The 25,333-nt window shown below is 40.3% G+C and carries 27 protein-coding genes; 11 read left to right on the plus strand and 16 right to left on the minus strand.

Annotated elements, in window-relative coordinates:
- Window position 1: 1 nt before the first annotated feature.
- The gene (gene rnjA / locus FILTAD_RS12330) at window positions 2-1,669 is read left to right on the plus strand and encodes a ribonuclease J1 (RefSeq protein WP_124071098.1); all 1,668 of its coding nucleotides are present in this window, start codon (window positions 2-4) and stop codon (window positions 1,667-1,669) included.
- 88 nt (window positions 1,670-1,757) lie between these two features.
- On the opposite strand, the gene FILTAD_RS12335 is transcribed toward rnjA, so the two are convergent.
- From FILTAD_RS12335 to FILTAD_RS12350, 4 genes are all read right to left on the minus strand, one after another.
- Complete coding sequence (locus tag FILTAD_RS12335; RefSeq protein ID WP_124071100.1) at window positions 1,758-2,417, minus strand: potassium channel family protein; 660 nt, start codon at window positions 2,415-2,417, stop codon at window positions 1,758-1,760.
- A gap of 145 nt (window positions 2,418-2,562) precedes the next feature.
- Window positions 2,563-3,015, minus strand: a complete 453-nt coding sequence (locus FILTAD_RS12340; RefSeq protein WP_124071102.1) for a TlpA family protein disulfide reductase — start codon at window positions 3,013-3,015, stop codon at window positions 2,563-2,565.
- A 75-nt stretch (window positions 3,016-3,090) separates the two neighbouring features.
- Complete coding sequence (locus tag FILTAD_RS12345) at window positions 3,091-3,633, minus strand: peroxiredoxin (RefSeq protein WP_124071104.1); 543 nt, start codon at window positions 3,631-3,633, stop codon at window positions 3,091-3,093.
- A 205-nt stretch (window positions 3,634-3,838) separates the two neighbouring features.
- Window positions 3,839-4,162, minus strand: a complete 324-nt coding sequence (locus tag FILTAD_RS12350; protein WP_124071106.1) for a hypothetical protein — start codon at window positions 4,160-4,162, stop codon at window positions 3,839-3,841.
- A gap of 76 nt (window positions 4,163-4,238) precedes the next feature.
- On the opposite strand from FILTAD_RS12350, the gene FILTAD_RS12355 reads away from it, so the two are divergent.
- The 7 genes from FILTAD_RS12355 (at window position 4,239) to FILTAD_RS12385 (ending at window position 11,569) form a co-directional block, all read left to right on the plus strand.
- On the plus strand, window positions 4,239-5,693 hold the full coding sequence (locus FILTAD_RS12355; RefSeq protein WP_124071107.1) for a hypothetical protein: 1,455 nt from the start codon (window positions 4,239-4,241) through the stop codon (window positions 5,691-5,693).
- A 206-nt stretch (window positions 5,694-5,899) separates the two neighbouring features.
- A complete protein-coding gene (locus FILTAD_RS12360; RefSeq protein WP_124071109.1) occupies window positions 5,900-6,442 on the plus strand; it encodes a helix-turn-helix domain-containing protein in 543 nt (180 codons plus the stop codon).
- A gap of 29 nt (window positions 6,443-6,471) precedes the next feature.
- A complete protein-coding gene (locus FILTAD_RS12365) occupies window positions 6,472-7,578 on the plus strand; it encodes an ABC transporter ATP-binding protein (RefSeq protein WP_124071111.1) in 1,107 nt (368 codons plus the stop codon).
- On the plus strand, window positions 7,568-8,392 hold the full coding sequence (locus tag FILTAD_RS12370; protein ID WP_124071113.1) for an ABC transporter permease: 825 nt from the start codon (window positions 7,568-7,570) through the stop codon (window positions 8,390-8,392). Before FILTAD_RS12365 ends, FILTAD_RS12370 begins: the two co-directional genes overlap by 11 nt.
- Entirely contained in the window at window positions 8,376-9,176 is an 801-nt protein-coding gene (locus FILTAD_RS12375; protein ID WP_124071115.1) for an ABC transporter permease, read from the plus strand. Before FILTAD_RS12370 ends, FILTAD_RS12375 begins: the two co-directional genes overlap by 17 nt.
- The gene (locus FILTAD_RS12380; RefSeq protein ID WP_124071117.1) at window positions 9,173-10,246 is read left to right on the plus strand and encodes an ABC transporter substrate-binding protein; all 1,074 of its coding nucleotides are present in this window, start codon (window positions 9,173-9,175) and stop codon (window positions 10,244-10,246) included. The genes FILTAD_RS12375 and FILTAD_RS12380 overlap by 4 nt, the downstream gene beginning before the upstream one ends.
- Window positions 10,247-10,375: 129 nt before the next feature.
- Window positions 10,376-11,569 (plus strand): MFS transporter, encoded by a 1,194-nt coding sequence (locus FILTAD_RS12385; protein WP_124071119.1) that lies wholly within the window; start codon window positions 10,376-10,378, stop codon window positions 11,567-11,569.
- Window positions 11,570-11,710: 141 nt separating this feature from the next.
- On the opposite strand, the gene ccpC is transcribed toward FILTAD_RS12385, so the two are convergent.
- The 5 genes from ccpC to fadH form a co-directional block, all read right to left on the minus strand.
- Window positions 11,711-12,604 carry a transcriptional regulator CcpC gene (ccpC, locus tag FILTAD_RS12390; RefSeq protein WP_124071121.1) on the minus strand — a complete coding sequence of 298 codons (894 nt, stop codon included), beginning with the start codon at window positions 12,602-12,604 and terminating at the stop codon, window positions 11,711-11,713.
- Window positions 12,585-14,078, minus strand: a complete 1,494-nt coding sequence (locus FILTAD_RS12395; protein ID WP_124071123.1) for an MDR family MFS transporter — start codon at window positions 14,076-14,078, stop codon at window positions 12,585-12,587. The genes ccpC and FILTAD_RS12395 overlap by 20 nt, the downstream gene beginning before the upstream one ends.
- Before the next feature lie 73 nt (window positions 14,079-14,151).
- On the minus strand, window positions 14,152-14,592 hold the full coding sequence (cbpB, locus tag FILTAD_RS12400; RefSeq protein ID WP_124071125.1) for a cyclic-di-AMP-binding protein CbpB: 441 nt from the start codon (window positions 14,590-14,592) through the stop codon (window positions 14,152-14,154).
- A 106-nt stretch (window positions 14,593-14,698) separates the two neighbouring features.
- Complete coding sequence (locus FILTAD_RS12405; protein WP_238988235.1) at window positions 14,699-14,932, minus strand: hypothetical protein; 234 nt, start codon at window positions 14,930-14,932, stop codon at window positions 14,699-14,701.
- Between the two features lie 47 nt (window positions 14,933-14,979).
- Window positions 14,980-15,738, minus strand: coding sequence for a 2,4-dienoyl-CoA reductase (fadH, locus tag FILTAD_RS12410; RefSeq protein ID WP_124071129.1), 759 nt, complete (start codon window positions 15,736-15,738; stop codon window positions 14,980-14,982).
- A gap of 480 nt (window positions 15,739-16,218) precedes the next feature.
- Here fadH and FILTAD_RS12415 point away from each other — a divergent pair, with 480 nt between their 5' ends.
- Window positions 16,219-16,683, plus strand: coding sequence for a YkyB family protein (locus tag FILTAD_RS12415; protein ID WP_238988236.1), 465 nt, complete (start codon window positions 16,219-16,221; stop codon window positions 16,681-16,683).
- A 212-nt stretch (window positions 16,684-16,895) separates the two neighbouring features.
- Here the strand turns inward: FILTAD_RS12415 and FILTAD_RS12420 are convergent, their stop codons facing one another.
- From FILTAD_RS12420 to FILTAD_RS12440, 5 genes are all read right to left on the minus strand, one after another.
- Window positions 16,896-17,777, minus strand: coding sequence for an NAD(P)-dependent oxidoreductase (locus tag FILTAD_RS12420; protein WP_124071132.1), 882 nt, complete (start codon window positions 17,775-17,777; stop codon window positions 16,896-16,898).
- 172 nt (window positions 17,778-17,949) lie between these two features.
- On the minus strand, window positions 17,950-19,212 hold the full coding sequence (locus FILTAD_RS12425) for a DUF4129 domain-containing protein (RefSeq protein WP_124071134.1): 1,263 nt from the start codon (window positions 19,210-19,212) through the stop codon (window positions 17,950-17,952).
- Window positions 19,173-20,363, minus strand: coding sequence for a DUF58 domain-containing protein (locus tag FILTAD_RS12430; RefSeq protein ID WP_124071135.1), 1,191 nt, complete (start codon window positions 20,361-20,363; stop codon window positions 19,173-19,175). The genes FILTAD_RS12425 and FILTAD_RS12430 overlap by 40 nt, the downstream gene beginning before the upstream one ends.
- On the minus strand, window positions 20,363-21,298 hold the full coding sequence (locus FILTAD_RS12435) for an AAA family ATPase (RefSeq protein WP_124071137.1): 936 nt from the start codon (window positions 21,296-21,298) through the stop codon (window positions 20,363-20,365). Before FILTAD_RS12435 ends, FILTAD_RS12430 begins: the two co-directional genes overlap by 1 nt.
- A 57-nt stretch (window positions 21,299-21,355) precedes the next feature.
- Window positions 21,356-21,526: an aspartyl-phosphate phosphatase Spo0E family protein gene (locus FILTAD_RS12440; RefSeq protein ID WP_238988237.1), complete on the minus strand. Its 171-nt coding sequence runs from the start codon at window positions 21,524-21,526 to the stop codon at window positions 21,356-21,358.
- Between the two features lie 666 nt (window positions 21,527-22,192).
- Between FILTAD_RS12440 and FILTAD_RS12445 the strand changes: the two genes are divergently transcribed.
- Both FILTAD_RS12445 and FILTAD_RS12450 read left to right on the plus strand, forming a co-directional pair.
- Window positions 22,193-22,381: a YkvS family protein gene (locus tag FILTAD_RS12445; RefSeq protein ID WP_124071139.1), complete on the plus strand. Its 189-nt coding sequence runs from the start codon at window positions 22,193-22,195 to the stop codon at window positions 22,379-22,381.
- 127 nt (window positions 22,382-22,508) lie between these two features.
- Complete coding sequence (locus FILTAD_RS12450) at window positions 22,509-23,138, plus strand: hypothetical protein (RefSeq protein WP_124071141.1); 630 nt, start codon at window positions 22,509-22,511, stop codon at window positions 23,136-23,138.
- Between the two features lie 66 nt (window positions 23,139-23,204).
- On the opposite strand, the gene FILTAD_RS12455 is transcribed toward FILTAD_RS12450, so the two are convergent.
- Both FILTAD_RS12455 and FILTAD_RS12460 read right to left on the minus strand, forming a co-directional pair.
- The gene (locus FILTAD_RS12455; RefSeq protein ID WP_124071143.1) at window positions 23,205-23,645 is read right to left on the minus strand and encodes a MarR family winged helix-turn-helix transcriptional regulator; all 441 of its coding nucleotides are present in this window, start codon (window positions 23,643-23,645) and stop codon (window positions 23,205-23,207) included.
- Window positions 23,646-23,734: 89 nt separating this feature from the next.
- The gene (locus FILTAD_RS12460; RefSeq protein ID WP_124071145.1) at window positions 23,735-25,168 is read right to left on the minus strand and encodes an ATP-binding protein; all 1,434 of its coding nucleotides are present in this window, start codon (window positions 25,166-25,168) and stop codon (window positions 23,735-23,737) included.
- Window positions 25,169-25,333: the final 165 nt, after the last annotated feature.

The following is a 25,333-nucleotide window of genomic DNA, read 5'->3' on the forward strand; positions in this document are numbered from 1 at the left end:
AATGAAGTCGATTAAGAACAATGAAACAGCTGTATTCGCACTAGGCGGACTAGGTGAAATCGGCAAAAACACATACGGTGTGCAATTTCAAGATGAAATCATCTTAATTGATGCCGGTATTAAATTCCCAGATGATGAATTACTAGGTATCGATTACGTCATTCCTGATTACACCTATCTCGAAAGGAATGTCGACAAGATTAAAGGTCTTTTCATCACCCACGGTCATGAAGATCATATCGGTGGAATTCCTTATCTTCTGAAAAAAATTAATATACCTGTCTACGGCGGAAAGCTTGCCTTGGGTCTCCTGCGAAACAAACTGGAGGAGCATGGCTTATTACGAACAACGGAAATGATTCCTATCGGTGAAGATGATGTCATCAAATTCCGAAAAACAGCCGTGTCTTTTTTTCGGACAACTCATAGTATTCCAGATGCATTCGGTGTTGTTGTGAAAACGCCATCTGGTAATATCGTTCATACAGGGGATTTCAAATTCGATTTCACACCTGTTGGCGAACCGGCTAACATAACAAAAATGGCTAAAATCGGCAGTGAGGGTGTTCTTTGTTTACTCTCTGATAGTACGAATGCCGAAGTTCCTAACTTTACAATGTCCGAGCGCAAAGTCGGCGATAGCCTAAATGATATTTTCAGGAAAGTTGAAGGCCGAATCATTTTCGCAACATTTGCATCCAATATTCACCGTCTCCAACAAGTTATCGAAGCTGCGCAACTGCTCGGACGTAAGATCGCTGTGTTCGGACGTAGTATGGATAACGCGATTACCATCGGGCGAGAACTTGGGTATATTAACGCCCCTAAAGAATTGTTTCTTGATACACAATCGTTGAATCGCCTACCTGCAAGTGAAGTTATGATTCTATGTACAGGTAGTCAAGGGGAACCGATGGCTGCGCTTTCGCGTATTGCAAATGGTACACATCGACAAGTACAAATTCATCCTGGGGATACGGTTATTTTCTCCTCTTCACCAATTCCAGGAAATACGCTAAGTATTAATAAAACGATTAACGCATTGTTCCGAGCAGGCGCTGATGTTCTACACGGCTCCCTTAACAATATTCATACTTCTGGACATGGATCACAGGAAGAACAAAAATTGATGCTACGATTGATCAAACCAAAATTCTTCATGCCGATTCATGGCGAATACCGGATGCAAAAAATGCATACGAATCTCGCTGTATCTTGTGATGTCCCGCGTGAGAATACTTTCATTATGGGCAACGGCGATGTACTTGCTTTAACGCCAGATGAAGCAAGGCTTGCAGGACGTATCCCATCGGGTGATGTTTACATTGATGGCAGTGGAATCGGTGATATTGGAAACGTGGTCCTACGCGACCGGAAAATGCTTTCAGAAGACGGTTTAGTTATCGTTGTCGCGACTGTTGACAAAAAGAAAAACCGTGTCGTTTCAGGACCAGATATCATCTCACGTGGTTTCGTTTACATGCGTGAATCCGGAACGATGATTCACGAAGCTCAGCATATGTTGTACAAGCAGATGCAACGTAAATTGGGTAACTCCCCGACAGAAATTGCTGCACTTAAAACAGAAATTGTCGATGTATTAGGACCTTATCTTTACGATAAAACAAAACGTAAACCAATGGTGCTTCCGGTTATAATGGAAGTTTGAGGTTACTTTCCATTGAGAAAAGTTGAAAATCATATACTCTCTTCTCATAAAAAAAACCGCCAATGTATGCAAACATTGGCGGTTTTTTTTAATGAAGTGCTTTTTTTTCAAAACTATGGATATCCTTATCGGAACCAATAACGATTAAAATGTCTTCCAATTGGATTTTTTCAATAGCTTGAGGTGAAACTAATATTTGTTTACCTCTTTTAATTGCTACAATATTGACACCGTATTTTGCCCGTATATCAAGGTCGATTAACGTGAACCCTACAAGCTTATCACTCGCTTTTATTTCTGCAATCGAATACTCATCGGACAACTCTAAGTAATCGAGAATATTGTTTGACACCATATTATTTGCAATTCGGATCCCCATGTCCCGCTCAGGATGAACAACATTATCAGCTCCAATTTTCTGCAACACTTTTGCATGATAATCATTTTGGGCTTTCACCGTAATTTTAGGTACGCCAATTTCTTTTAACATGAGTGTTGTCAAAATACTTGACTGGATGTTTTCACCAATTGCTACGATGACATGTTCAAAGTTTCGAATGCCCAGCGATCTAAGAACTGATTCGTCGGTTGTATCAGCTACTACCGCCTGTGTGGCAATAGGCGCATATTCATCTACTCGTTCGGGTGAAATATCTATTGCCATAACATCAGCCTCAAGGTCAATAAGCTCCTTGACGATACTTCCACCAAAACGTCCTAGGCCAATTACGACAAATTCTTTTTTCATACAACAGTCTCCCCTATCCGCTATTGAATGCGACAAGTGTACCATAATCGCACAGTTTCTCACAACGAGCCCTTATTATTTTTTAACTTTTTTACATTCAAAAAACCTGACAACGCACTTACAGCGTTATCAGGCACTAAAAAGGTCAGTCTCTTTTCATTTCATCCAATACACGGTTGACACGTTTTTCAAGCATTTTCATGCCTCCGCCTCCTGCTTGGAAGTGACGAAGCTGTCCATCTTTGTCGAACACATAATAAGCAGGTACATACTGGTTATCGAATGCGTCAGTCAATTTCGCTTCACTATCAACGAAAATAGGTTGAGAGATGTCGTGTTCGGCACCAATAGACTTAATCTGTTCGAGGTCCAAGTCATCCTCCGAGCGCGGCATATGGACCGCAACAACGTTTAAATCCTCTTTGTAACGATCTCTGAATTCATTTACTTCAGGCATCGCTTCTTTACATAGATGACAGCTAACAGACCAAAAATGGATAAGTGTCGGTTTTTCCCCGACCAATTCCGTTTTTGTTTTTTCTCCGTTCAACCAAGCTGTTGCCCCTTCAAGTTCAGGCATTTGATCCCGTAATTTCATATGATTATCCTCCTTAATTTTCAAAAAGCCCCACAGCTCTGTAAATGCGTGGGGCTTCATAGGTGTAGGTAACTATTATAGTGTTTTTTGACCTGGTCTCCAGTTTGCCGGGCAAAGTCCACCAGTTTGTAGCGCTTGAAGAACGCGCAACGTTTCGTCTACATCGCGACCGATATTGTTGTGGAATACCGTTTGATATTGTAGTTCACCTTCAGGATTGACGATGAATAGACCACGCAATGCAATGCCCTCTTCTTCGATCAATACACCGTAGTCGCGAGCAGTTGTATGGTTCGTATCTGCAGCTAGTGGATACTTCAACTGTTCAAGACCATTGTCTTTGCGATTCGTGTTGATCCAAGCAAGGTGCGTATGGATTGTATCAGTTGAGACACCGATGACTTCAGCGTCAAGGTCTTCAAATTCGTCATAACGGTCAGACATTGCTGTGATTTCAGTTGGACACACGAATGTGAAGTCCATTGGGTAGAAGAACAATACTGTCCATTTATCATTTTTCATGTTTTCTGCAAGACTTACTTTACCGAAAGACTTATCAGCCAAGACTGCTTCCATTGTAAAATCTGGAGCTTGTTTACCTACCATACGTTCAATCATTATATAATCCCTCCAAAAAATCATTAGCACGAAGATGTTCTACTTTCCCGTACTCTACTTACCCAGAATATCAAACAGTCTGCCCAAATTCAATTAGGGTGACTCGGTCGGCAAGCTATCCTGTTTGATATGTGACAGTTCCAAGACCCTTCTTACCAATGAATGTTTAACCTTCTTCTCTTTAAGGGAAGAGTTATGAAAAGCTTTACTGACAATCAGATGGTTTAGCGGGTCTTGCTAAACAGTACTCACAAGTTGGGTCGCTGCACGAGGCTTCTCGCCATTCATTACAAGACGGGCAAAAAACCGAATCGAATTCATCATTATAATCTAGTGGATCAAGGCATTTTTTACAGTGATTCGGCAGCTCCGACCATTCGCAGATTTTGCCGTTTTTCACATAAAAAGTACCTTCAATTTCTTTTTTACCGGCCCTAGGATTTTCGATGGCTTCCCAACTAAGTCCTAGGTCCTCCATTGTCCATTTCCGGTCATCCGGATCCAAGTAAAAAACCTTCTTATTTCCCAATCGTAAGCCCCCCGTTTATTCGCTATATTGTACCATTAAAACGCTAAATTTCAATTATGAAAAAGGTGAATTTCCAATGAAAAAAAAGATCTCACTCACACATCTTACTATTACGCGTATGCATATGTCATTTGTACTTCCTTTCGGTTATAAAAAAAAGGAACTTCACTCATTCGCCCGTACATTAAAAAAACATGACTATATTCCTTTTCGATTGGGCGATGCTACAAATGACGAGAAATACTATGGAACACAGATTACAGTCATCGACAGCGAACTGGAACAATATTTTCTTCCCTACATCGAGCATAAACTTTTCCCACGTTCTTTGAAAGAAAATGGTTTCCATCGTTTCACACAAGTTATGAACAGGGAATTCCTTCTCGAGTTAAGAGACGACCAACAACCTTTCACGATAAAGAGTACTGATGTTCTTTTAGGACCTTTTGGCATTGCTTTTCTTGTCATAAAAGTCGAGCTTGATAAGAAAGCACATGAACTATCAGATGTACTTGATTTTATGAATCATTTCAGGGCTGTAGACTCCAAGTTAAAAGAAGAACAAGGTGCAAAAATCACCCACAAAAATGAAGCCATAAATCTATCCGTTCACGATTTTTTATTCGACTATCTATATCCATACCTTAATCCCTATATGATGCAGGATGAAAAGTTAAGCGGCTATTTCGGCTCTCTCCCTTATTATAAGGATGAGCGAATGTATGCGGCTGCTTTCTTTTTCGCACAGGAAGGTTCCGAAATTACCGAAGATCAATTATACCGTATGGGTTCTATAGATGGCAGAACACCGGAAGGCCATGAATTCATATCTACCCATAACCCAAATTATATTAAGCGCATACTCGACAAATCTGTTCACGATAGATGGGCAACCGATACATACACTGTTGCAACTGAAAAAGCTTTCATAACTGTGACGAATCGTTCCCCCTCGGAAATGCAACGTGAAATTTCCCAGTTTATGAGTACGCACTATTATAACTGTCTTTTGCATTACTTCTATAAAATTATGCTGCTACGGGTGGCATATGAATATAGCGAGATTAATTGGAAACAGGATGAAGAATTCGTCAAATCACTTATCAAACTCATTACATTATTTTCATCTATGTACTACTTCCAAGAAATAAGTACACGTTCGGAGGGGAAAGAGCTTTCAGATCTTTTCAGGCAATCATATAATCTGGATATATTGTATAAGGACGTAAATAATTCCTTGCAGGAACTATACAAAAGCCAAGAAAATAATGCCTCCGGAAAAATGAATATGCTTCTCTTTGTATTGACTATTTTCACAGTCGTTTCAGGTATTTACGGCATGAACCTTGTCATTGAGGATTGGAAATCCCCATTTGCATGGAAAACAGCAACGTCTTACACGTTCCTTGAATGGATTTCACTGTTCACCGCTATTAGTGGAATTGCCTTATCCGCATACATGATCGTGACTACATTAGGTCGGCTTCTCTATCAAAAATGGCGGAAAAGAAAACAGGGCTCCACAATGTAACAATTAATCCGGCGTGATGCAAACCAGCGAAGGCGCCTTAAAAGGGGTAGCCGGAGCGGTTTTGATTCGGATCTTTAGTTCATCCTACGTTTTTTGAAATTTATTATTGATTTTCAGCAGATATTTTGTATAATAGAAAAGGTTTACAGTAAACTTCAAGTTCAGTATTAATAAACTTACCCATTTTAAATAAATGAGGGATCGTCATGGAAATAGGAAGCAAAATTAAAAGCCTTCGTTTAAAAAAAGGACTGACACAAGAGGAGCTTGGTGAACGGACCGATTTAACAAAAGGTCATATTTCACAACTGGAACGTGACCTCAGCTCCCCTTCAATCGAAACGTTATTTGCATTATTAGAAGTTCTTGGCACCACACCAAAAGACTTCTTTGATGATTCGAAAAAAAATTTGAACGTCGTGTATTCAGATGAAGATCAAACGATATTCCAAGATGATGATTCGAAATACAGTATCCGCTGGCTTGTTCCACGGTCCAATGAAAATGATATGGAACCAGTTTATATTACTTTCCGGGAAAAAGGAGAATTCAAGAGGTTTGAACCCTCGCTTGCTGAGACATTCATATACGTTTTAAAAGGGAAAGTGAAAATTGAAATTGGGGACAGATACTATCTCGCATCTATTGGGAATGCTGTTTATTATGATGCGTCTGAACATCACCGCTTATTAAATGCGTTTGAAGGAACAACCGAACTTTTATTAGTTGCTACAGAATCTTATCTCTGAAATCCAACCAACAGAAAAGGAGTGTCACAATGACGCCTCAACCGATAATCCGTTTTGAAAATGTAACAAAAAAATATAGTGAAGATACGACTGTCTTGAATGGCGTTTCTTTTGAAATGGAGCGTGGAAAGTTTTATACGCTTCTAGGACCTTCCGGTTGTGGGAAAACAACAATTTTACGACTGATTGCAGGGTTTACCGAACCAACTGAAGGATCGATATACATCAATGAAAAGAAAGTCAATACGATGCCTGCAAATGAGCGTCAAGTTAATACTGTTTTCCAAGACTACGCATTATTTCCCCATTTAAATGTCTACGAAAACATCGCTTTTGGACTTCGTATTAAAAAAGTGAAAAAAGATGAAATTGATCGACGCGTTCGGGAAGCGTTGAAATTCGTAAATCTGGATGGATACGAAAGACGTGAAATTTCGGAAATGTCCGGTGGGCAACGACAACGTGTCGCAATTGCACGCGCTATCATCAATGATCCAGAGGTGATTCTACTAGATGAGCCATTATCCGCTTTAGACTTGAAACTGCGTACTGAAATGCAATATGAGCTAAGGGAATTGCAACAACGACTTGGTAAAACATTTGTTTTCGTTACACATGATCAAGAAGAAGCACTCGCAATGTCAGATGAGATTTTCGTTATGAATACAGGAGAAGTCCAACAATCAGGAACACCACTGGATATCTACGACGAACCCATAAACCGCTTTGTTGCAGACTTCATTGGTGAATCGAATATTGTATCAGGCGTGATGGTAGAAGATTATGTCGTTCGATTTGCAGGAAAAACATTTGAATGTGTCGACCAAGGTTTGAATCCGAATGAGAAAGTTGATGTCGTTATCCGACCGGAAGATCTTGATTTGACAACTGTCGATAAAGGAAAATTGAACGTAACGGTCGACACACAGCTATTCCGTGGAGTCCACTATGAACTTTCGACATATGATACAGATGGAAATGAGTGGCTTGTCCATTCAACGAAAAAGGCAGAAGTAGGCACGCTTGTCGGGCTCGACTTCAATCCTGAAGACATCCACGTTATGCGTTTAAATGAAACTGAAGAAGAATTCGATGCGAGACTCGAATCATATGGGGTAACGGTCGATGAACAATAAACCATTACGTCCGCTTTATATTATTCCTTATGGCGCATGGATCCTGTTTTTTGTAATTGCACCAATTGCACTTATCGTTTACTATTCGTTCTTCGATTTGTCGGGTAACTTTACATTTGAGAACTATCAAAACTTTTTTACTTCCGTTTATTTCAAACTGACAATCAGTTCATTTTGGTATGCATTTCTTATTACGTTCTTCTCGTTACTTTTTGCTTATCCAACTGCCTATTTTTTAACGAAGACAACGCACAAGCAACTTTGGTTACTCCTAATCATTATTCCTTCATGGATTAATCTATTGCTTAAAACTTATGCATTCATCGGACTGCTTGGTTTGTATGGTCCCGTCAATGCATTTTTGGAAATGACAGGTCTTGGTAAACAGCAACTTCTGTTCACAGATTTCAGCTTCGTATTTGTTGCGGTTTATATATTCATTCCTTTCATGATTTTGCCGATATTCAATTCACTAGACAAATTGAGTCCAGCGTTAATAGATGCATCCTATGACTTGGGTGCAAATACTTGGACGACATTCCGACGGGTTATTTTCCCACTGACTTTAAACGGTGTGAAATCAGGGATTCAAGTGGTCTTTATCCCTGCATTATCCCTATTCATGATCACTCGCCTTATTGCAGGTAACAAAGTGATCACACTAGGAACTGCAATCGAACAGCAATTCCTAGTCACTCAAAACTGGGGTATGGGCTCCACGATTGCTGTGTTCCTAATTCTTTTCATGTTCATCATCATGCTCGTCACAAGTGGCAGCGAAAGGGGGAAAACAGGAAATGGGAAAGTTAAGTAAGCTACCGAAAATCTATTTGATAATCATATTCATCATTCTTTACGCGCCGATTTTTTATTTGATTTTTTACTCGTTTAACTCGGGCGGTTCGATGTCGAATTTCGAGTCATTCACACTGGACCATTATAAAGCTGTTTTTGAAGACACGCGACTCATCGTAATATTGATCAATACAGTTGTTGTTGCCCTTCTCTCTGCCCTTGTCTCAACTACGATTGGAGTACTTGGAGCATTGGCTATTGTATTTATGCGAAACAAAGCGATGCGCAATGCCGTGCTATCGCTAAATAATATTTTAATCGTAAGTCCAGACGTTATAATCGGTGCATCTTTCCTAATTTTATTTACACTGGTTGGTATTAAACTCGGATTTGCTTCCGTCCTTATTTCTCATATCGCGTTTAGTATCCCGATTGTTGTCATTATGGTATTACCAAAGCTGCAGGAAATGAGTCCATCGCTTATTGACGCTGCGCTTGACTTGGGTGCCTCAAAACGTGACATCCTTACACGTGTTATCATTCCGTTTATAAAACCGGGGATATTCGCTGGATTCTTTCTTGCACTAACGTATTCACTTGATGATTTCGCAGTTACTTTTTTTGTAACAGGAAACGGATTCTCTACGCTATCCGTTGAAATCTATTCAATGGCTCGTGCAGGAATTACATTGACAATCAATGCATTAACCGGGCTAATTTTCATTGTTACAGTAACGCTCGTCATCGGTTATTACTTCATTAGTCGAAAGGCAAAAACACCGATTGCAGGGGTGAGAAAATGAAAGACATTATACGTGTAGCAGCATTGATAGTTGTCGTCTCGGCTATTCTTATGTTCGTTAATGCAAAACTAAATGCAAGTGGCGGCCCTTCCGCAAAAGGTACCATTTCCGTCTATAACTGGGGTGAATATATTGACCCTGATCTTTTAAAACAATTTGAAAAGGAAACTGGAATTAAAGTGATTTACGAAACGTTTGATTCGAATGAAGGGATGATGGGGAAAATCGAGCAAGGCGGAACATCCTACGATATTACGATGCCGTCAGAGTATGCGATTGCAATGATGGCGGAAAAAGACTTACTCTTGCCAATCGATCTTGAAAAAATACCGAATATAAAACATATCGATCCTTATTTTCTGGATTTAGCGTTTGACCCTAACAATAAATATTCAATCCCTTACTTCTGGGGAACTCTCGGAATCGCCTATAATCCCAGTTTACTGGAAGGCCAAACGTTCGAAAGTTGGGATAATTTATGGAATTCTTCACTAAAAAACGAAGTTGTCTTAGTCGATAGTGCTCGTGAAGTAATTGGTATGGGATTAAATTCGCTAGGCAATTCTTTAAACTCGACTGATTTGGATGAATTACGGGAAGCGACAGACAAATTGAAGAAAATGAGCCCGAATGTTAAAGCGGTCATTGGAGATGAAGTAACACAGCTAATGGTCAATGAAGAAGCTGCAGTTGCACTCACTTGGTCCGGGCAAGCAGCAGATATGATGTACGAGAATGAAAATATTGATTATATCGTTCCTGAAGAAGGTTCAAATCTTTGGTTCGACAATATGGTCATTCCACGTACAGCCTCAAATCTCGAAGGGGCCTATGCATTTATCAACTTCATGCTGGATCCAGAAGTCGCTGCACAAAATGCTGATTACGTTGGCTATTCCACGCCAAATAAAACGGCTTTGGACCTTATGGACCCCGAAGTTACTTCCGACGAGCGTTTCTATCCCGATGAGGAAGCACGCGACCATTTGGAGGTCTATAAAAATCTAGGACTTGAAATGTTGGGGCATTACAATGAATTATTCCTAGAATTCAAAATGGATATGAAATGAAGGATTTATCCCTGTACATGTGCAGGGATATTTTTTCTCCACAAAATAGGTTAACGAAAGGTGCAATCATCTAGTTTTCTATGCTATTATACTTTAGTGGCACGAAATAGTTAGAAGGTTGGGATAAGAGTGGCAGCTAAATCAAATAATTTCGCTTTATATATTTTAATGTTCAATATGTTCATCACTATGTCAGGTATCGGTCTTATCATTCCAATCATGCCAGAGTATTTAGGGACATTCGGCGTCGCTGGCCAGGCGCTGGGCTTTATGATTGCGATGTTTTCTTTTTCTCAATTCATCTTTTCACCGATTGCCGGTGATCTATCAGATAAGCATGGTCGAAAAAAATTAATTATTTTTGGCTTAATCATTTTCGGTTTATCACAACTCACTTTCGGACTCTCCACTGAACTGTGGATGTTGTATGCATCACGTTTCTTCTCCGGACTCGGATCAGCCTTTCTTGTGCCGCCGATGATGGCGTTTGTCGTAGACGTCACAACGTACGAGGAACGCGGAAGAGGCATGGGGCTCCTCGGTGCTTCCATGTCACTTGGTTTTATGATTGGACCTGCAATTGGCGGATTCCTATCAAAGATTAGTCTTGAGTTCCCTTTCTACGTCGCAACTACAGCGGCACTGACGGCTGCTACTATTTCCTTTTTCGCTTTGCCTAATCCGGCTCCGCATATTAAAGCAGAACCGGGAACAGAGAAAAAGCGGGAAAACTTACTTATGCAATTGAAACGTTCAGCAACAAAACCCTATTTTATAATGCTGATTGTCATGTTTGTATTTTCATTTGGATTAGCAAATTTCCAAGCTACCATTTCACTTTACGTCGATCAGAAATACGGCTATACTCCCTCGCAAATTGCCGTTCTTATTACGGTTGGTGGATTTGTCGGCGTCATAGCCCAGACATTCGTCATCAATCGGTTGTTTAAACGGTTCGGAGAAATGCGTGTTATTTTAGTAAACCTTGTCGTTGCGGCGATTGCGATGATCGGTATTTTAGCTGTCGATTCATTCTGGACAATTCTTTTAGTTGCAACCCTCTTCTTTACGGCGACGTCTCTCCTGCGACCCGCAGTCAACACGCTAGTCTCGAAGCTTGCTGGTAGCGAGCAAGGCTTTGCAGCAGGTATGATGACCGCTTACATGAGCCTTGGCAATATGGTAGGCCCTGCGCTCGCTGGTATCATGTTCGATATTAATATCGCCTACCCATATATCATCGGAACGATTATCCTGCTCATCTGCTTTACCATCGCATCATTTTGGTCAAAGCGTAACGGAGAATTGTTAACGGGATTATAAAGGAATACGCTTGAAGTCGGTGCCAGCTGCTGCCACAATTTGAAGGGCACAAATGGTGTCAGTAACTGGCACCGGGTTGTATCCTACACAAAAAACCACCATTCCAACGGTTACTAGCCGTTGGAATGGTGGTTTTCATTCTTAATAATCCTGCTCTTTTTGCAAACGGTCCGCATGCTTTTGCACAATCTCTATAAAAGCCTCCACCTGTTTTAGCTCGAAAGAAGACTCATAGCCTATCAACCATGTATCACGTGTCAATTCAAACTCCTCCTCACTGTTTAATAAGGGCAGTTTATTAATCTTTTCCTCGCCAGTCAATGTGATTGATGGCAAAATAGCGTAACCAATTCCATTTAGCGCAAGCTGCTTACATGTTTCGATTTGATCCACTGTAATTTGCCTACCCGGATTTTGATCGAAATGACGTTGCCACCATCGCTGTATTTCCATATGATAATTTGAGTCACTCTTGAATTGAATAAAAGGACGGTTTGTATCTTTTAATTCATCAATGGACATAATTTCACGGTCAACCAGATAGAGACGGTCCCTGAACAAATACTTTTTACTGCTTTTCCAGTCAACCTGTCCCCGCACAATCCCTACATGCGCATCTCCTTCATAAAGCGCTTTGACGATTTCCGAGCTCCATCCGGTCATCAGTGAAATCTTCGCGTCAGGATAGAGCTGGACATATTCCTTTAGCACTTGAGGTAGCCATGTCTGACCAACAATGGACGCACAAGCGATTTTCAAGGTACCATGCACTTTCTCCGCCATAGAGGCAATCATCTCAAATGTTTCTTCCCTTTTCAGAATGGCCTCACGTGCGTAAGCAATAACAAGTTCCCCAGCAGGAGTAGGTTCAAGCCCTTTTTGTGAACGGATGAATAACAACGTTCCCCATTCCTTCTCAATCGATTGCAACCTTTGAGAAAGAGCTGGTTGTGAAAGAAATAATTGTTCAGACGCTTTTCGCATATTTCCCTCTTCAGCTAACGCTTTCAGTATTTCAAGTTCTGTCGTCGTCATAAAGTATCCCCTTTCCACGTGGAATCTTTAATATAAGAAGTAAGCTAATAAAAGCGAATACAAATACACCCACATACACCCATTGTAAAGAGACGTCCAGCGCAGTTTGCAGCAAATGTGCATGTTCCGTGGATAGCGTTTGTCTTTTCTCCTGCGTTAAGAGGAGATTGATATCATCCAATTTAAAATCAATCTGTTCCTTATTTAAACGCATAAGCAACGAACTATTTAATATTGCACCAAATAATGCAGCTCCAACAGTATTACCCAAATTCCGCATGAACATATTGGCAGCAGTTGCACTCCCCCGCATTTCACGTGGCACAGCACTTTGAATCGTGACGATAAACGACGTACTTGTCAGTCCCATACCAACGCCGATGAAGAAGCTAGACATCGCCGCCCACCAAGGACTCGAACCTGCATCCATCATAACAAACAACAGCCCGCCGACAACAAGTGATAAGCCCCCGACAAACGAGACACGAAATGTTCCGTAACGGAGGAGTAAATGACCCGCAAAGGATGAAGCAATTGGCCAACCAATCGACATTGCGGATAGTGTAAAACCAGCAATAATGGCAGGCTGTTCCATTACTCCCGATACAAAAGTCGGTAAATAGGAGGAGACACCGATCAATATTACACCTGTCGTCAACGAAACAAGATTGGCATATAATATGACTGGGTTTTTCCAAATAGAAAATGGCATGATAGGATTTTCAACTTTGCGCTCCGTATTTACAAAAAGGAGGAGTAACCCTATCCCAAAGGCTATCAATGCAATGCTGTAGAACGAAAGTCGTTCGAATGATTGTCCACCTTCAACTAACCAAAGGAGAATGGCTGACAGTGATAAGGTAAGCAATATAGCACCTTTATAATCGATGGAAACCTTCTTCTCGCGTAATGGTTCATGTAGAAATAAGAATACACCAACCATTGCCAGTAATCCCAAAGGAACGTTGACCCAAAAAACGTATTCCCAACTAGTATATTGGACGATTAATCCACCAATTACAGGACCCGAAACAGCTGAAATTCCCCACACACTTGATAAATAACCTTGGATTTTCGCCCGCTCTTCCGTTGAGTAAATATCTCCGATGATTGTCGATGCGATTGGCATAACCGCTCCAGCTCCGAATCCCTGAATGAGTCGGAATCCAATCAACTGTTCCATTGACACGGCAAAGCCGCAAAGGATTGAGCCAAGCAGGAAAATGGACAGGCCAACAAAGAAGACTGGCTTTCGGCCAAATATATCCGACAGTTTACCATAAATCAGGACCGTCACCGTACTCATTAATAAGTAGGAGGAAAAAATCCAACTATAGCGTGAAAAGCCCCCCAAATCGGATGCAATCGAAGGCATCGCGGTCGTTACAATCGTCGCTTCAACTGCCCCAACGAACATTGCCAGCATAACGGAGATGAGGACAAGCGGACGGTTCGTCACTTTACTTTTTTTCATTATTCATTTCACCTTCTTCATTTTTCTCAAATAGAAAAAGCTCCATTACGGAGCCTTTTTTCATTTCGTACCCTTATTGAGCGGAATAAATATACTTTTTAAATTCTTTTAATATGACTCTTCGTGTTAAAATACCTGCAAATGTACCATCCTCTTCAGTTACACAAAGAAATGTATGGTTGATAAGAAGGTCCAAGCCTTTTTGAAAACGATCAGTCGTCTTCACAGTAGGAATATCTGTTTGCATTATTTCATCCACTTTTAAATCACCTAAACGCTCATATTCAATATGTTCAAGTCCCAAAATCGAGTCTGTTATCATACCAATACCAAGAAGTCCTTTTAAATGATATTTCGAGTCAAGAACTGGTAAAGCAGAATAGCCTGTTTTCGTTAACACAAGCAAAGCATGCTCTGCGTTGTTACCAATTTGAACGTGTGCAACCTTTTCAGATGAAATAATATAATTCTCAATGGGTGTGAAAAGAAAATCCCTGTTATTCACAGAAACCATATGATTCAGCTCCTTCTGGTAGCTTTATACCTTATCTCCAAACTACCCTACTATCATATCATATGTAGACATTTCTAACCGCACTCAAAAAAGAAAACCTCTTCAGTTACGAAGAGGCTGCATAGTAAAAAATAACGATTCCTATAAATGCGGTTGCGACGAGCAAAATCCACAAAATAGGATTTAATGCAAAAGGATGATCTTCCACCATTTCCGGAATTGCACTATCTTGTCCACTGCCCGCAACGTTTGCCTTACTCGATTTTCGTGCCGCTACTATTCCGATTGCACAAATGAGGAAGATAACAATAATTAGCGGGATTGTCCAAATATCCAACATACATCCCTCCTTTTATAAAGGATGCGCGTATGTGGTAATCTTAATCATCAAAATGGAAATTTGTTTAACCATTGTCCACCATCGAGTGTTACAATTTCACCATTCATATATGAGGCTTTATCGGACATAATGAAAGCAGCAAGCTCTGAAATCTCTTCAGGCCGACCAAGACGACCAAGCGGAATAGATGCCAAGGTACGTTTTGCAGCATCTTCTGATTCCCATAACTTATCTGCGCCGCCTGTACGCTCAATAGGACCCGGCGCAATACCATTCACGCGTATTCCATACTGCGTCCCCCACTCGACGGCTAGCGTCCGTGTAAGCGACATGACGCCGGCTTTAGCCGCCGCGGAGTGAATTACCCCTGCACCTGCATTCCACGCATACGTTGCAAGCATATTTAAAATAGACCCTTTTTGTCCCTTTTCAATCCAGTACTTCCCTACTGCACTTGAACAATAAAAAGTCCCATTCAGTACAATATCAATAACAGACTTCCATCCATTCGGTGACAGCTCCTCTGCGTGGACAATGAAGTTTCCAGCCGCATTATTAACTAGGCCGTCTATACGTCCAAATTTTTCATCTGTAAAAGCAATAAGTGCTGCAACAGATTCGACGTTACGCACATCCATTTGGAAAATGTGAATACCTTTACCAAGTTCTTCTTGTGTCGCTTTCAATCGCTCTTCGTCTCTACCCGTAATAACGACTTGTGCACCTTCCGCAGCAAACTTTTTCGCCATATATTTCCCCATTCCGTTCGAGCCACCGGTTACAATGATTACTTTTTCATCAAACATGCCAATTCCCCCTCCTAAATGAATGAATAATCACTCATAATTGTATCATGTAAGATCCTTCTTGACGATAAGGAAAAACAATCCTCAGTTGCCCCTCAAGCGTTTCACTTGAAAAGTAATCCTTTGCCAAAGAATTTGTGTATAGTATATCAAAATCATTTGGACCATTTTTCTTGATATGAACAAACATATGAAATGGATGATCCAGAATATACGACCCGATAGTTGAATGTAGTCGGTTAGGTAATTCAGTATTTACCATGAGTACTTTCATTATTTGTGCAGTCGCCTTAGTTGCTCTCGAAAAATCCAGTTAGACATGCACTACTTCCTGCCTAAACTGTTCTATCTATTAATTCATGCGAGTGTGGGTAGAACGACCGGTCAAATTATTGTGTAAACTATTAGACAACTCTTCCCCTATTTGGTAACATGGAAATATATGCAATCACTTTTTGTAGCTCACGAAGGAGGTTTACTTTGGAAAAAAATCAATCAATACGCCAGTTGGCAGTCGCCATTTACACTGTAAATCGGCATGCAAAAACTGCGCCGGACAATAGGCAGTTGTATTCACTAAAGAAAATGGCACTCGACAAACTTATCCGTTGCGCACATGCAGAAAAAGTCGGTTTACATTTCGTTGATAACCCAAAGTTCAGTAAACAACATTCCACCGTACTAGTACGATGCGGCGAATTCCTCTTCCATTCGATACCGGAGAAAGAAGACTTCAAATCACTTCCACATCTTGGTCAACAAGATCATTCCTCACGTAATCCCCAAGAGCGAATGAGCTTGAAAACAGCTCGCGAACTTCTATCCGATTACGTTGGTTTATTGTCCATTAAGACCCCCGTTAAGGCAAAACCAAAACCCAAAAAAAGTATTCACGCCATAAAAAACACCCAAAAATTCCGTTCTTCCTATTTAGATGGAAAGTAAAACAAGCTGACTCGTGTAATTCACGAGTCAGCTTGTTTTAAGAAAAATAACAGTGTCTTGAATTGAGGCGACTTGTGAGCTTAATAGAAACCCAAGTTGAAAAGCATATATTTTCCCACCTTTTGAAATAAGCATCTCTACCGTTCTTTCGGCATAATTCTTTATTTAGCTTTGTCCAACATTAACGAGCTTTAGGAGATGGAAAAAACCACTTATTGAATTCCGTTTTGTTTGTAGGTAAGATAGAGTGCCTGTGTGCCTTTTTCCCCATAGCCTTTTTGTATAAGTTGGTCATACATCCCCCGCGCAAGCTCCAATCCTGGTAAATGTAGTTCCATCGCTTCCGCTTCCGCAAGTGCGATATCCATATCCTTCAAAAAGTGTTTGATATAAAATCCAGGTTCAAAATCCTTTTTTAACATCCGTGGTGCCAAATTCGATAATGACCACGACCCTGCGGCCCCTGAAGAAATGGATGACAGAACGGTTTCGGGCGTCAATCCTGCTTGTTCAGCATAAGCAATCGCTTCGCAAACACCAATCATATTTGTCGCGATGGCAATCTGGTTGCACATTTTCGTATGTTGACCTGCCCCCGCAGCACCTTGATAGACAATCTGCTTGCCGAATAGGGAAAGGATAGGCAAAATCTTTTTAAACGTCTTTTCTTCCCCTCCACACATAATTGATAATGTCCCGTTTTGGGCACCCACATCTCCGCCCGATACTGGTGCATCAATCGATGCCATTTTCAACTCGGAAGCCTTTTTTGCAATACGCTTTGCAAGTAATGGACTAGAAGTCGTCATATCGATAACAACCTGGTCTGATTGTCCATAAGACAAGATTCCTTCTTCACCAAAGTAAACTGATTCTACATCTAACGGATAGCCAACCATTGTAAAGACGATTTTTGCACCAGACACCGCTTCAGATACTGAACTTGCCCAAATAGCACCTTCCTCAATAAGTGATTCCGCTTTTTCCTTTGTTCTAGTATGTATCGCAACTTCGAATCCTGCTTTCAGCAAATGCTTAACAATACTTTTCCCCATAACACCAGTCCCAATGAACGCCAATCTTTGCATATCCATTCCAATTCCCCCTTATTAATAAGTATATAGAATTATCTTAACAAACAAATATATATTTTCAATTATTTCTTCCTAAAAAAAGAGGACGGGGCCCTATAATGGGCTCCGTCCTAAAAGGGGGAAATGAGAATGTTGCTGTGTTCATATATAATGTACCCGTTATTCTTGAAAGTTAAACGTCTTTTGAAAAGATTTTTTCTTTCAGCTTTTCGAGCTGGTGGATGAATTGGTTTCTTTCCTCTTCTGTAATCATAAAAGAACCGTATCTCACTTTATCATACGTATTGAAAAGCACTTCATTTCCCTGTTGAAGTCCCCATCCCATTCTCGAAAACCATTCCTTTACTGTTTCGCCAGCGAGACGCGGCATCTTTAAGTCGTGTGCTTGTTGCTCAAAATCCCTATAAGCCTGACGGATACTATCTGTTGCTGAGGAATAATCGTATGTAGCACTTTTTTGCGGTTTTTTTCGATTCTTTTTTCGTCCATATGTGCGAACGGTATACGCGGAATCTTCATGTTGAACCTTCGCCTTTTTTCTATTTCGAAGTATGAGAATAAATGCAATCACAACGACAATACCAATCACAATCATTATCATCAAGTCTATATCTTTCATTTCTGTGGCCATAATTTTTCTTTCTTCTTGCATTTCAATCATAGGAGCAATTTTTTGGGGATCTGCTTCGGCCAGAAAAGCTTCCCGTGCTGCATCAAAACGGGCAATGACCCAATCCAAGAGCGGCGTAACCGCTTTACCAAACATCATGAAAATACCACTGAAAAGGAATGCTACAGTGGCGATAATTCCATTTCGTACAGGTACAAGAAGAAAATAAACGACAATGTACGTCAAAGCGCCTATTCCCAGCAGACTACCAAAAATCTTTGTCGCTTCAACAAAATTGAATTGGCGATAAATACGTCCCATCTTCCAAATGACTAGAAAGCGTACAATGATAAACAAGACTGTTGTCGCACAATACAAAATGATATGATTCATGAATACCTCATGGGGACTATCATTCACAAATAAGAACATTGAAAATAGATAGGAGCATGCTAGGATGAGGGTATTCAAAAAAATGAACGGCCATCCTTTTACTTTCGAATCTCCAAAATTGGCTTTGAATCGCCAAAATGTATACACAAAAATGATTAATACGGGGATAAAGTGTAATCCCATGACATATAACGGTACAGCGATAAGTGCTGGAATCATAATGCTGGGGCCAACTGAATAATCGACTTTCGAAAAAATGACATATGAAAGGACTGCTCCGATGGAGATTAATATAAGCCATGTAAATTGTGGATTTCCCCATACATTGGCACCTATATATATAAATCCATAAATGATAAGAAGAAGTTCAAGCAGAAATCGTTCGGAATTGACTAATTGAGTACGTTTTCTTTCGAGTCGATTCTGTCCCAATTTCCCTTCCCCCCTTCATAAAAACAATCTACCACTACATGATTGAATTTTGACCACTTTTTTATAACCTGGTCATATCTTTCAGGTTCATGTGTAATTAGCACGATAGTCGGCGGAAGTAACCCAGCCATCTCCACACGTTGCATCATATTTTCAAAAGGAATCTTAGCTTTTCTTTCCGACAGTTGTGCCAAAGTTTCCAATGTCTTTTGATAATGGGCTTTTCCTATTCCTGTCTCAACATACATGTAAAGTGTTTCACCGAAAGCCAGTAGATTCAAGGCAATTGAATAAGGAATGTTCTTCCTTGTACAGTAATCAGCATAAGATGCCAAGCGCTCAATTTTCTTCTCAAAGTCGTCCAACGCATTCGATTTCTCCACCCCGTTTACAAGAAACATGACGGACTGTGATGTTACAGGCAAGAACTCTTTCGTTTGCAACTTCTGCATACGTGCACTTGCCGTCCAATGGATTTGGTCGAAACGGTCAGACGGAACATAATCTCTTGTGCCAACCGGCTGAAATACGTCATGAAAAAGCGCATGCCGTTGTTCAACTTCACCCGGTTTGAAAGCAGCGGGTTGAAGAATCCCCGTGAAAGGGACAATTTTCGGATACACCAAACTTTCTTGTCTGACAAAGTCATCCAATTCCATCAATATAGATCCTCCGCCGAATAAATGAGGGATTTCAATCGTCAATCGAACAATTCTGGAAAGACCCCTTTTTCTTCCAGTCAACGGAATCGTCACTTTTACTTTTTCTCCTTTTCCCGCTGAAAAAGGAACAGAAAAATCGAATATCCCGCTGAAATGATCCATTTTATCGACTACTGGCATGACAGCATCTTGGATGGACAGTGTCAGCATTCCATTCCAGATAGGTGTCTGACCGTTTTCGAATTCCAAAACTAAATCATTTTCTGAACCAATTAGAAATCGACTACGTTGTTGTTGCGGCAACAATTTCAAATCCTTACCGACCTTTGAGTAGTACATATTTTGGAAAACCAAAATTGCTAAACCTGCTGCAAAGCAGGCACCAAGCAAGGCTTGTTTCGCTATCAATGATGCCAAGAAAAACATAAGAGTAATACCCATTGCCTGATAAACCTCTTTAAACCCTTCCTCATAATGGGTCCACTTCATCAGACAATCGCCTCAAGTGGCGCCGGAACTGAATCGATAATCTCTTTCAACACATCCTCCAAATTCTTTGTCAACATGCCTTCCGTTGATAATTCCATACGATGTAATGCAGCAGGTGCAAGGATTTCTTTCACGTCATCCGGTGTCGCGAAACTTCTGCCTGAAATATATGCATATGATTTCGCCGCTTGTAAAATAGCAAGCGCAGCACGCGAACTAAGACCGAGTTCCAAATAAGGGTGTTCCCTAGTCGCCCGAACAATTTTCAATATGTATCGTTCTAGATCTACATGGACAGAAACTTCACTTGCACCTTTTGCCCATCTTGCCACATCTTCAGGGTCGATTACAGATGACGTCGTAACGGCACCAGGATTTTTTCCGTACTGTTGCAAAATAAGATGCTCTTCTTCAAAAGACGGGTACCCGATATTCAATTTAAATAAGAATCGATCCAGTTGTGCGGCTGGCAATGGAAATGTCCCTTGTTGTGATTCAATCGGATTTTGAGTGGCAATCACCATAAACGGGGTGGGCAATTTGAGTGTCTCACCGTCTATTGTCACTTGTTTTTCTTCCATCGATTCAAGAAGACTTGATTGTGTCCTCGGTGTCGCACGGTTAATTTCATCCGCAAGCAGAATATTTGTGGAAACGGGTCCTGCTTTAAGTACGAATTCCTGTGATTGTGGATTAAAGTACCGGATACCTGTCACATCAGATGGTAGAACATCGGGTGTGAACTGTACCCGTTTGAAATCCCCTTGGAATGCACTTGCAAAGCTTTTCGCCATCATTGTTTTACCTGATCCCGGAACACTTTCAAGTAAAACATGCCCTTGCTGCAAAAGAGCAATCAACATGAAATCAAACTCTTTTTCCCTACCGATGATTGCCTGGTTTAATTCATCCTTAAAGTTTTGTATTGTCGTCATTTGAACTCCCCCATTTTCTTATATGCATTAACACTCTATACCGTATGGTTTTATAATTTAGTCAACATTAGGTAAACGTTTAGATTCAGCAGTTTGAAATTGATTGATAAGTTCATCAAGTCTGTGGCTAAGTTTCAATGTTTCAGGGCTAGAAAGTCCTTCTTTTTCTGCCATTGCGATTAACTTTTTTCGTGTAGTCTCGATATCAGTCTCTACTTTCGATCTCAACTTGACACCCCCTAGGGAATAAACCTAGTTATAAAGAACAAACGAAATTTTATAACATCAAAAAAAGCTAGTTGCTTTTTCGTTCCTGTACTCGCTTTCCGCAGGCGTCGTCTTAGCCTTCTCGTCGCTGCGCTGAAGGCACTGAAAAATTTCTTTTTTTTAGTGAAAACTAGTTGATTGTAGTGGAGAGCGGCGACTCCTGCGGGAACAGCACGAGCTGAAGACCCCGGACTGATTTAAGGAAGTCAACCTAAGTTCGCGGCGTCCTGCCGCAACGGTTGCATGACCTACATCCTGTAGGCCCAAGCCGTACCCGCAGAAAGCGTCCGCTCGGAACGGAAATCAACGGTTTTGAAAGAAATCGGGCTTTTTCAGTGCCCTCGTTTGTGGTCGGAGGCATCCACGATCGCCGTAACGGGTTCAATGGAATTCTTTAATTCAACCCATATAGGTACTATTATACAGGATTGATCTTACAAATAACAAAATAGTTTGCGACATATTCCGACAAGTTGGAAACTTCTTTGAAAATACAAAGAAAAGACTTTACGTCCTCTCTTTTCTAAGAGAGAATGTAGTTGATTCGTAGAAAACTATAGGTCTTATTCAAGTTTAAACGTAAAAAAGAATGGACTGGTAGAGTATTAAAAAGGGGGGTATTTTACAATGACAATTGCAGAGGTTGGTAATATTGTAGAATTCAAAGACGGATTACAAGGTGTAGTGGAAAAAGTGAATGAGAACTCGGTCATCGTCGATTTAACGTATATGGAGAACTTTGACGAGCTTGAGGTGGAAGAAAAGACAGTCATCAATCACAAACGCTATACAATTATTCACGGTAGCGGAAACTAGCAAAATAGTGTACTCTAATGGGTGGATATCGCGAGGGACGGTAGTGAGGAAATCACTTCTTAAATCCAGCATTGCTGAAACATCTTTGCGTTTTGGACGTCTACTATAGAGAAGGAGTTTTTTGAATATGAAACGAAAATTGAATCTTTTATACGTAGCAGCCGCTACCGCTATTCTTTTGTCAGCGTGTGGAACGGATACTGAAAATGAAAACAAGGACGTTAAAACGAATGGAACCGCAGGAACAACTCAGGAAGTAGAAACAGATACTGAATCGGTCGACGATGGCACAGATCCAGTACCTGAAAGTCAAAAAGTTGTATTGAAAGATGCTATATTGACGGAAAGTGACGAACAGGACTATTCTATCTATTTACTTCCTACCTATACATTAACGAGTGAAGAACCTGGAAGAGATAGCTTGTATGTCGAAGGTGAAGAAGAAATCTTCATGCGCATTGAAACAATGAAAAAGGAAGATGGTACATTCGACTATCTCGTTGAGAATATGAATGAAATTTTGAAGGCAGCAAGCGACGGTAATGCACCTGTTGAATTGACAGATGAAGAAAAGTTACCATCTGGTGAAGACATTTCAACGGTCAAAGCTTCTAAAGTTCAAACCGAAACGGGTACTGTAACAGGCATCGTCTTTGAACGAGGAGATATGATTGTCAGACTAACACTATTTGATTCGCCAAAAGAAGAACATACTGAAAACTTCGTTCGGATGGGCGAAACAATTACAACAAAATAAAAAGGTTCCAATTAGAAAAGCCGTATGGATGCACCCATACGGCTTTTTTCTTTTATAAAGATAATATTATGACAAGTTTTTAATCGATAAACCAAGCTTTTTAAGTAATATGATTGCAGTTTCTTGTTCATCCACTGAGAGTGCAGATAGTAATTGGTTTATATTCTCTTGGTGTTTCGGAAACACGGACGTTATCAGCTCAACGCCTGCTGTTGTAATTGACATATACGTCACTCGTTTGTCTTCTTCACAATAGACGCGTTCCAATAATCCCCTTGCTGCGAGCTTATCCACAACGTAGGTCATAGAGCCACTTCGAAGCAATATTTTTTGTCCGATTTTTTGAATCGGCTGTCTTCCTTTGTGGTAAAGCAATTCAAGGACCGCAAATTCAGTCGGGTTAAGTCCGTGTTTCTCAATCGGTTTATGCGCCTCTTCCAAAAGTACTTTGCTTGCTCTAGAAAGGACAATAAATAATTTCAATGCACGTTCCGTATCATCTTCCATAGTAACAATCCACCTTTTGAGTCTCTGTTCAGTCATTTCCATTATATAGATGACATGGCTTACCTGTCAAAAGGGCGAAAAGTTTGAACCTATCCTAATAATAATTTATCAGCGTTAATTTTTAAGGCTTCTGTAGTCTCAATCAGTTTAGGTAGAGTTACGGTGAACGTTGTACCCACACCCACTTCACTTTCAACTGTAATCGTTCCTTTGTGTTCTTCAATCGTTTTCAAAACAAATGGAAGGCCCAGGCCTGTTCCTTCTCTCTTTGAACTGAAAAAGGGCATAAAAATTTGATTCACCTGTTGCAGATTCATTCCCTTACCTGTATCCGTAATGGAAACGACGAGTTGTTTAGCGTCGTTTTGGTTGATATCGATTGTCAATGTCCCACCCGATTCCATTGATTCAAGCGCATTTTTGAATAGATTAAGTAGCACTTGCTTTATTTTATCGGAACTGCCTGAAATCAACGTGTTTTTTAAACCATTATCGTTTTGAACAATTTTAATACCTTCCATCATCGCTTTCGGATATAAAACACTTGCCATATCCCTAACAAGTGCTTCAAGCGAGAATACGGATTTTTTACTATGTGTTGGTTTTGAGAGTATTAACATTTCGTTTAATATAGAATCCATTCTTTCAATTTCGTCTTCTATTACCGTAATATACCGAATCGACTCATCCGTTGCAGATCCCCTTAATAATTGAGTGAATCCTTTCAACGTTGTCATCGGATTACGAATTTCATGTGCAATACTTGCCGCAAGTTCTCCAACGGTCGACAAAGATGCTTTATGGGCTAAACGCTCTTCCAAAAACATCTTCTCTGTTCGATCCTTTATCCGAAATAAATACATTTCTGTCTCTTCGTCAAAAAAAGTCGTTATATAAAATTGTTTCACTTCGTTTGGTGACAGCTCTACACGTTTAAACACTTCCGCATAACCGTACTCCTGTATTTTCTTATAGTAATTAATGAAGTCGCCAGCTTCTACATTTAATAATTGGGTTAGAACGTGGGCCTTCCTCCCGACAAAATAACTACGAGGCAAATTAAAAAATTCACTATGCATTTCATTGACGTCATGGATAATCCCTTTATTATCTATGACGGCCATAAAACTTTCCGAATGTCGAAAAGCCTTTACATATGCTTTTCCAGCTGTCCCATTAGAACTTGCAGGAAGATTGAAGACTGCAACTATCTTTCGCCCGACATTAAAATACAGCAAATTCACTTTCACGATAGTCTTTTTTTTCGAAGCTAACTGAACACACATATTCACTGTTGTTTGTTCCGATTGGCTAACCTGGGTAGAAAAGTTTTTCCAGGTATGTAATGAATCTTCATCCACAAAATCGTGAATTGCCTTTGTATGTTCAGAACCCAATTTTTCCCGAAAGGATTCGTTTTTTTTCAATATAGTCCCGTCCAGTCCAAACACAGCACATGGCCTATTTGGGTCATCCAATAGCAAGGATATGTACTGACTTACCTTTTCCTCTTTAAAATTCATGTATATTCCCCCTGAACTCTTTTAAAGACAGTATGAAAAATGACAATGATTCATGCGGAAAGGTCAATTTTTTGCAAATCACCACTAGTTCGGATTATTCCATATTTTAAGTATTCTTGATATAGTCTTTTAGAACCATATTAAGTTTCGACAAAAAATACAATG

Origin of the sequence: Filibacter tadaridae (assembly GCF_900609045.1) — a bacterium.
GTDB classification, from domain to species: domain Bacteria; phylum Bacillota; class Bacilli; order Bacillales_A; family Planococcaceae; genus Sporosarcina; species Sporosarcina tadaridae.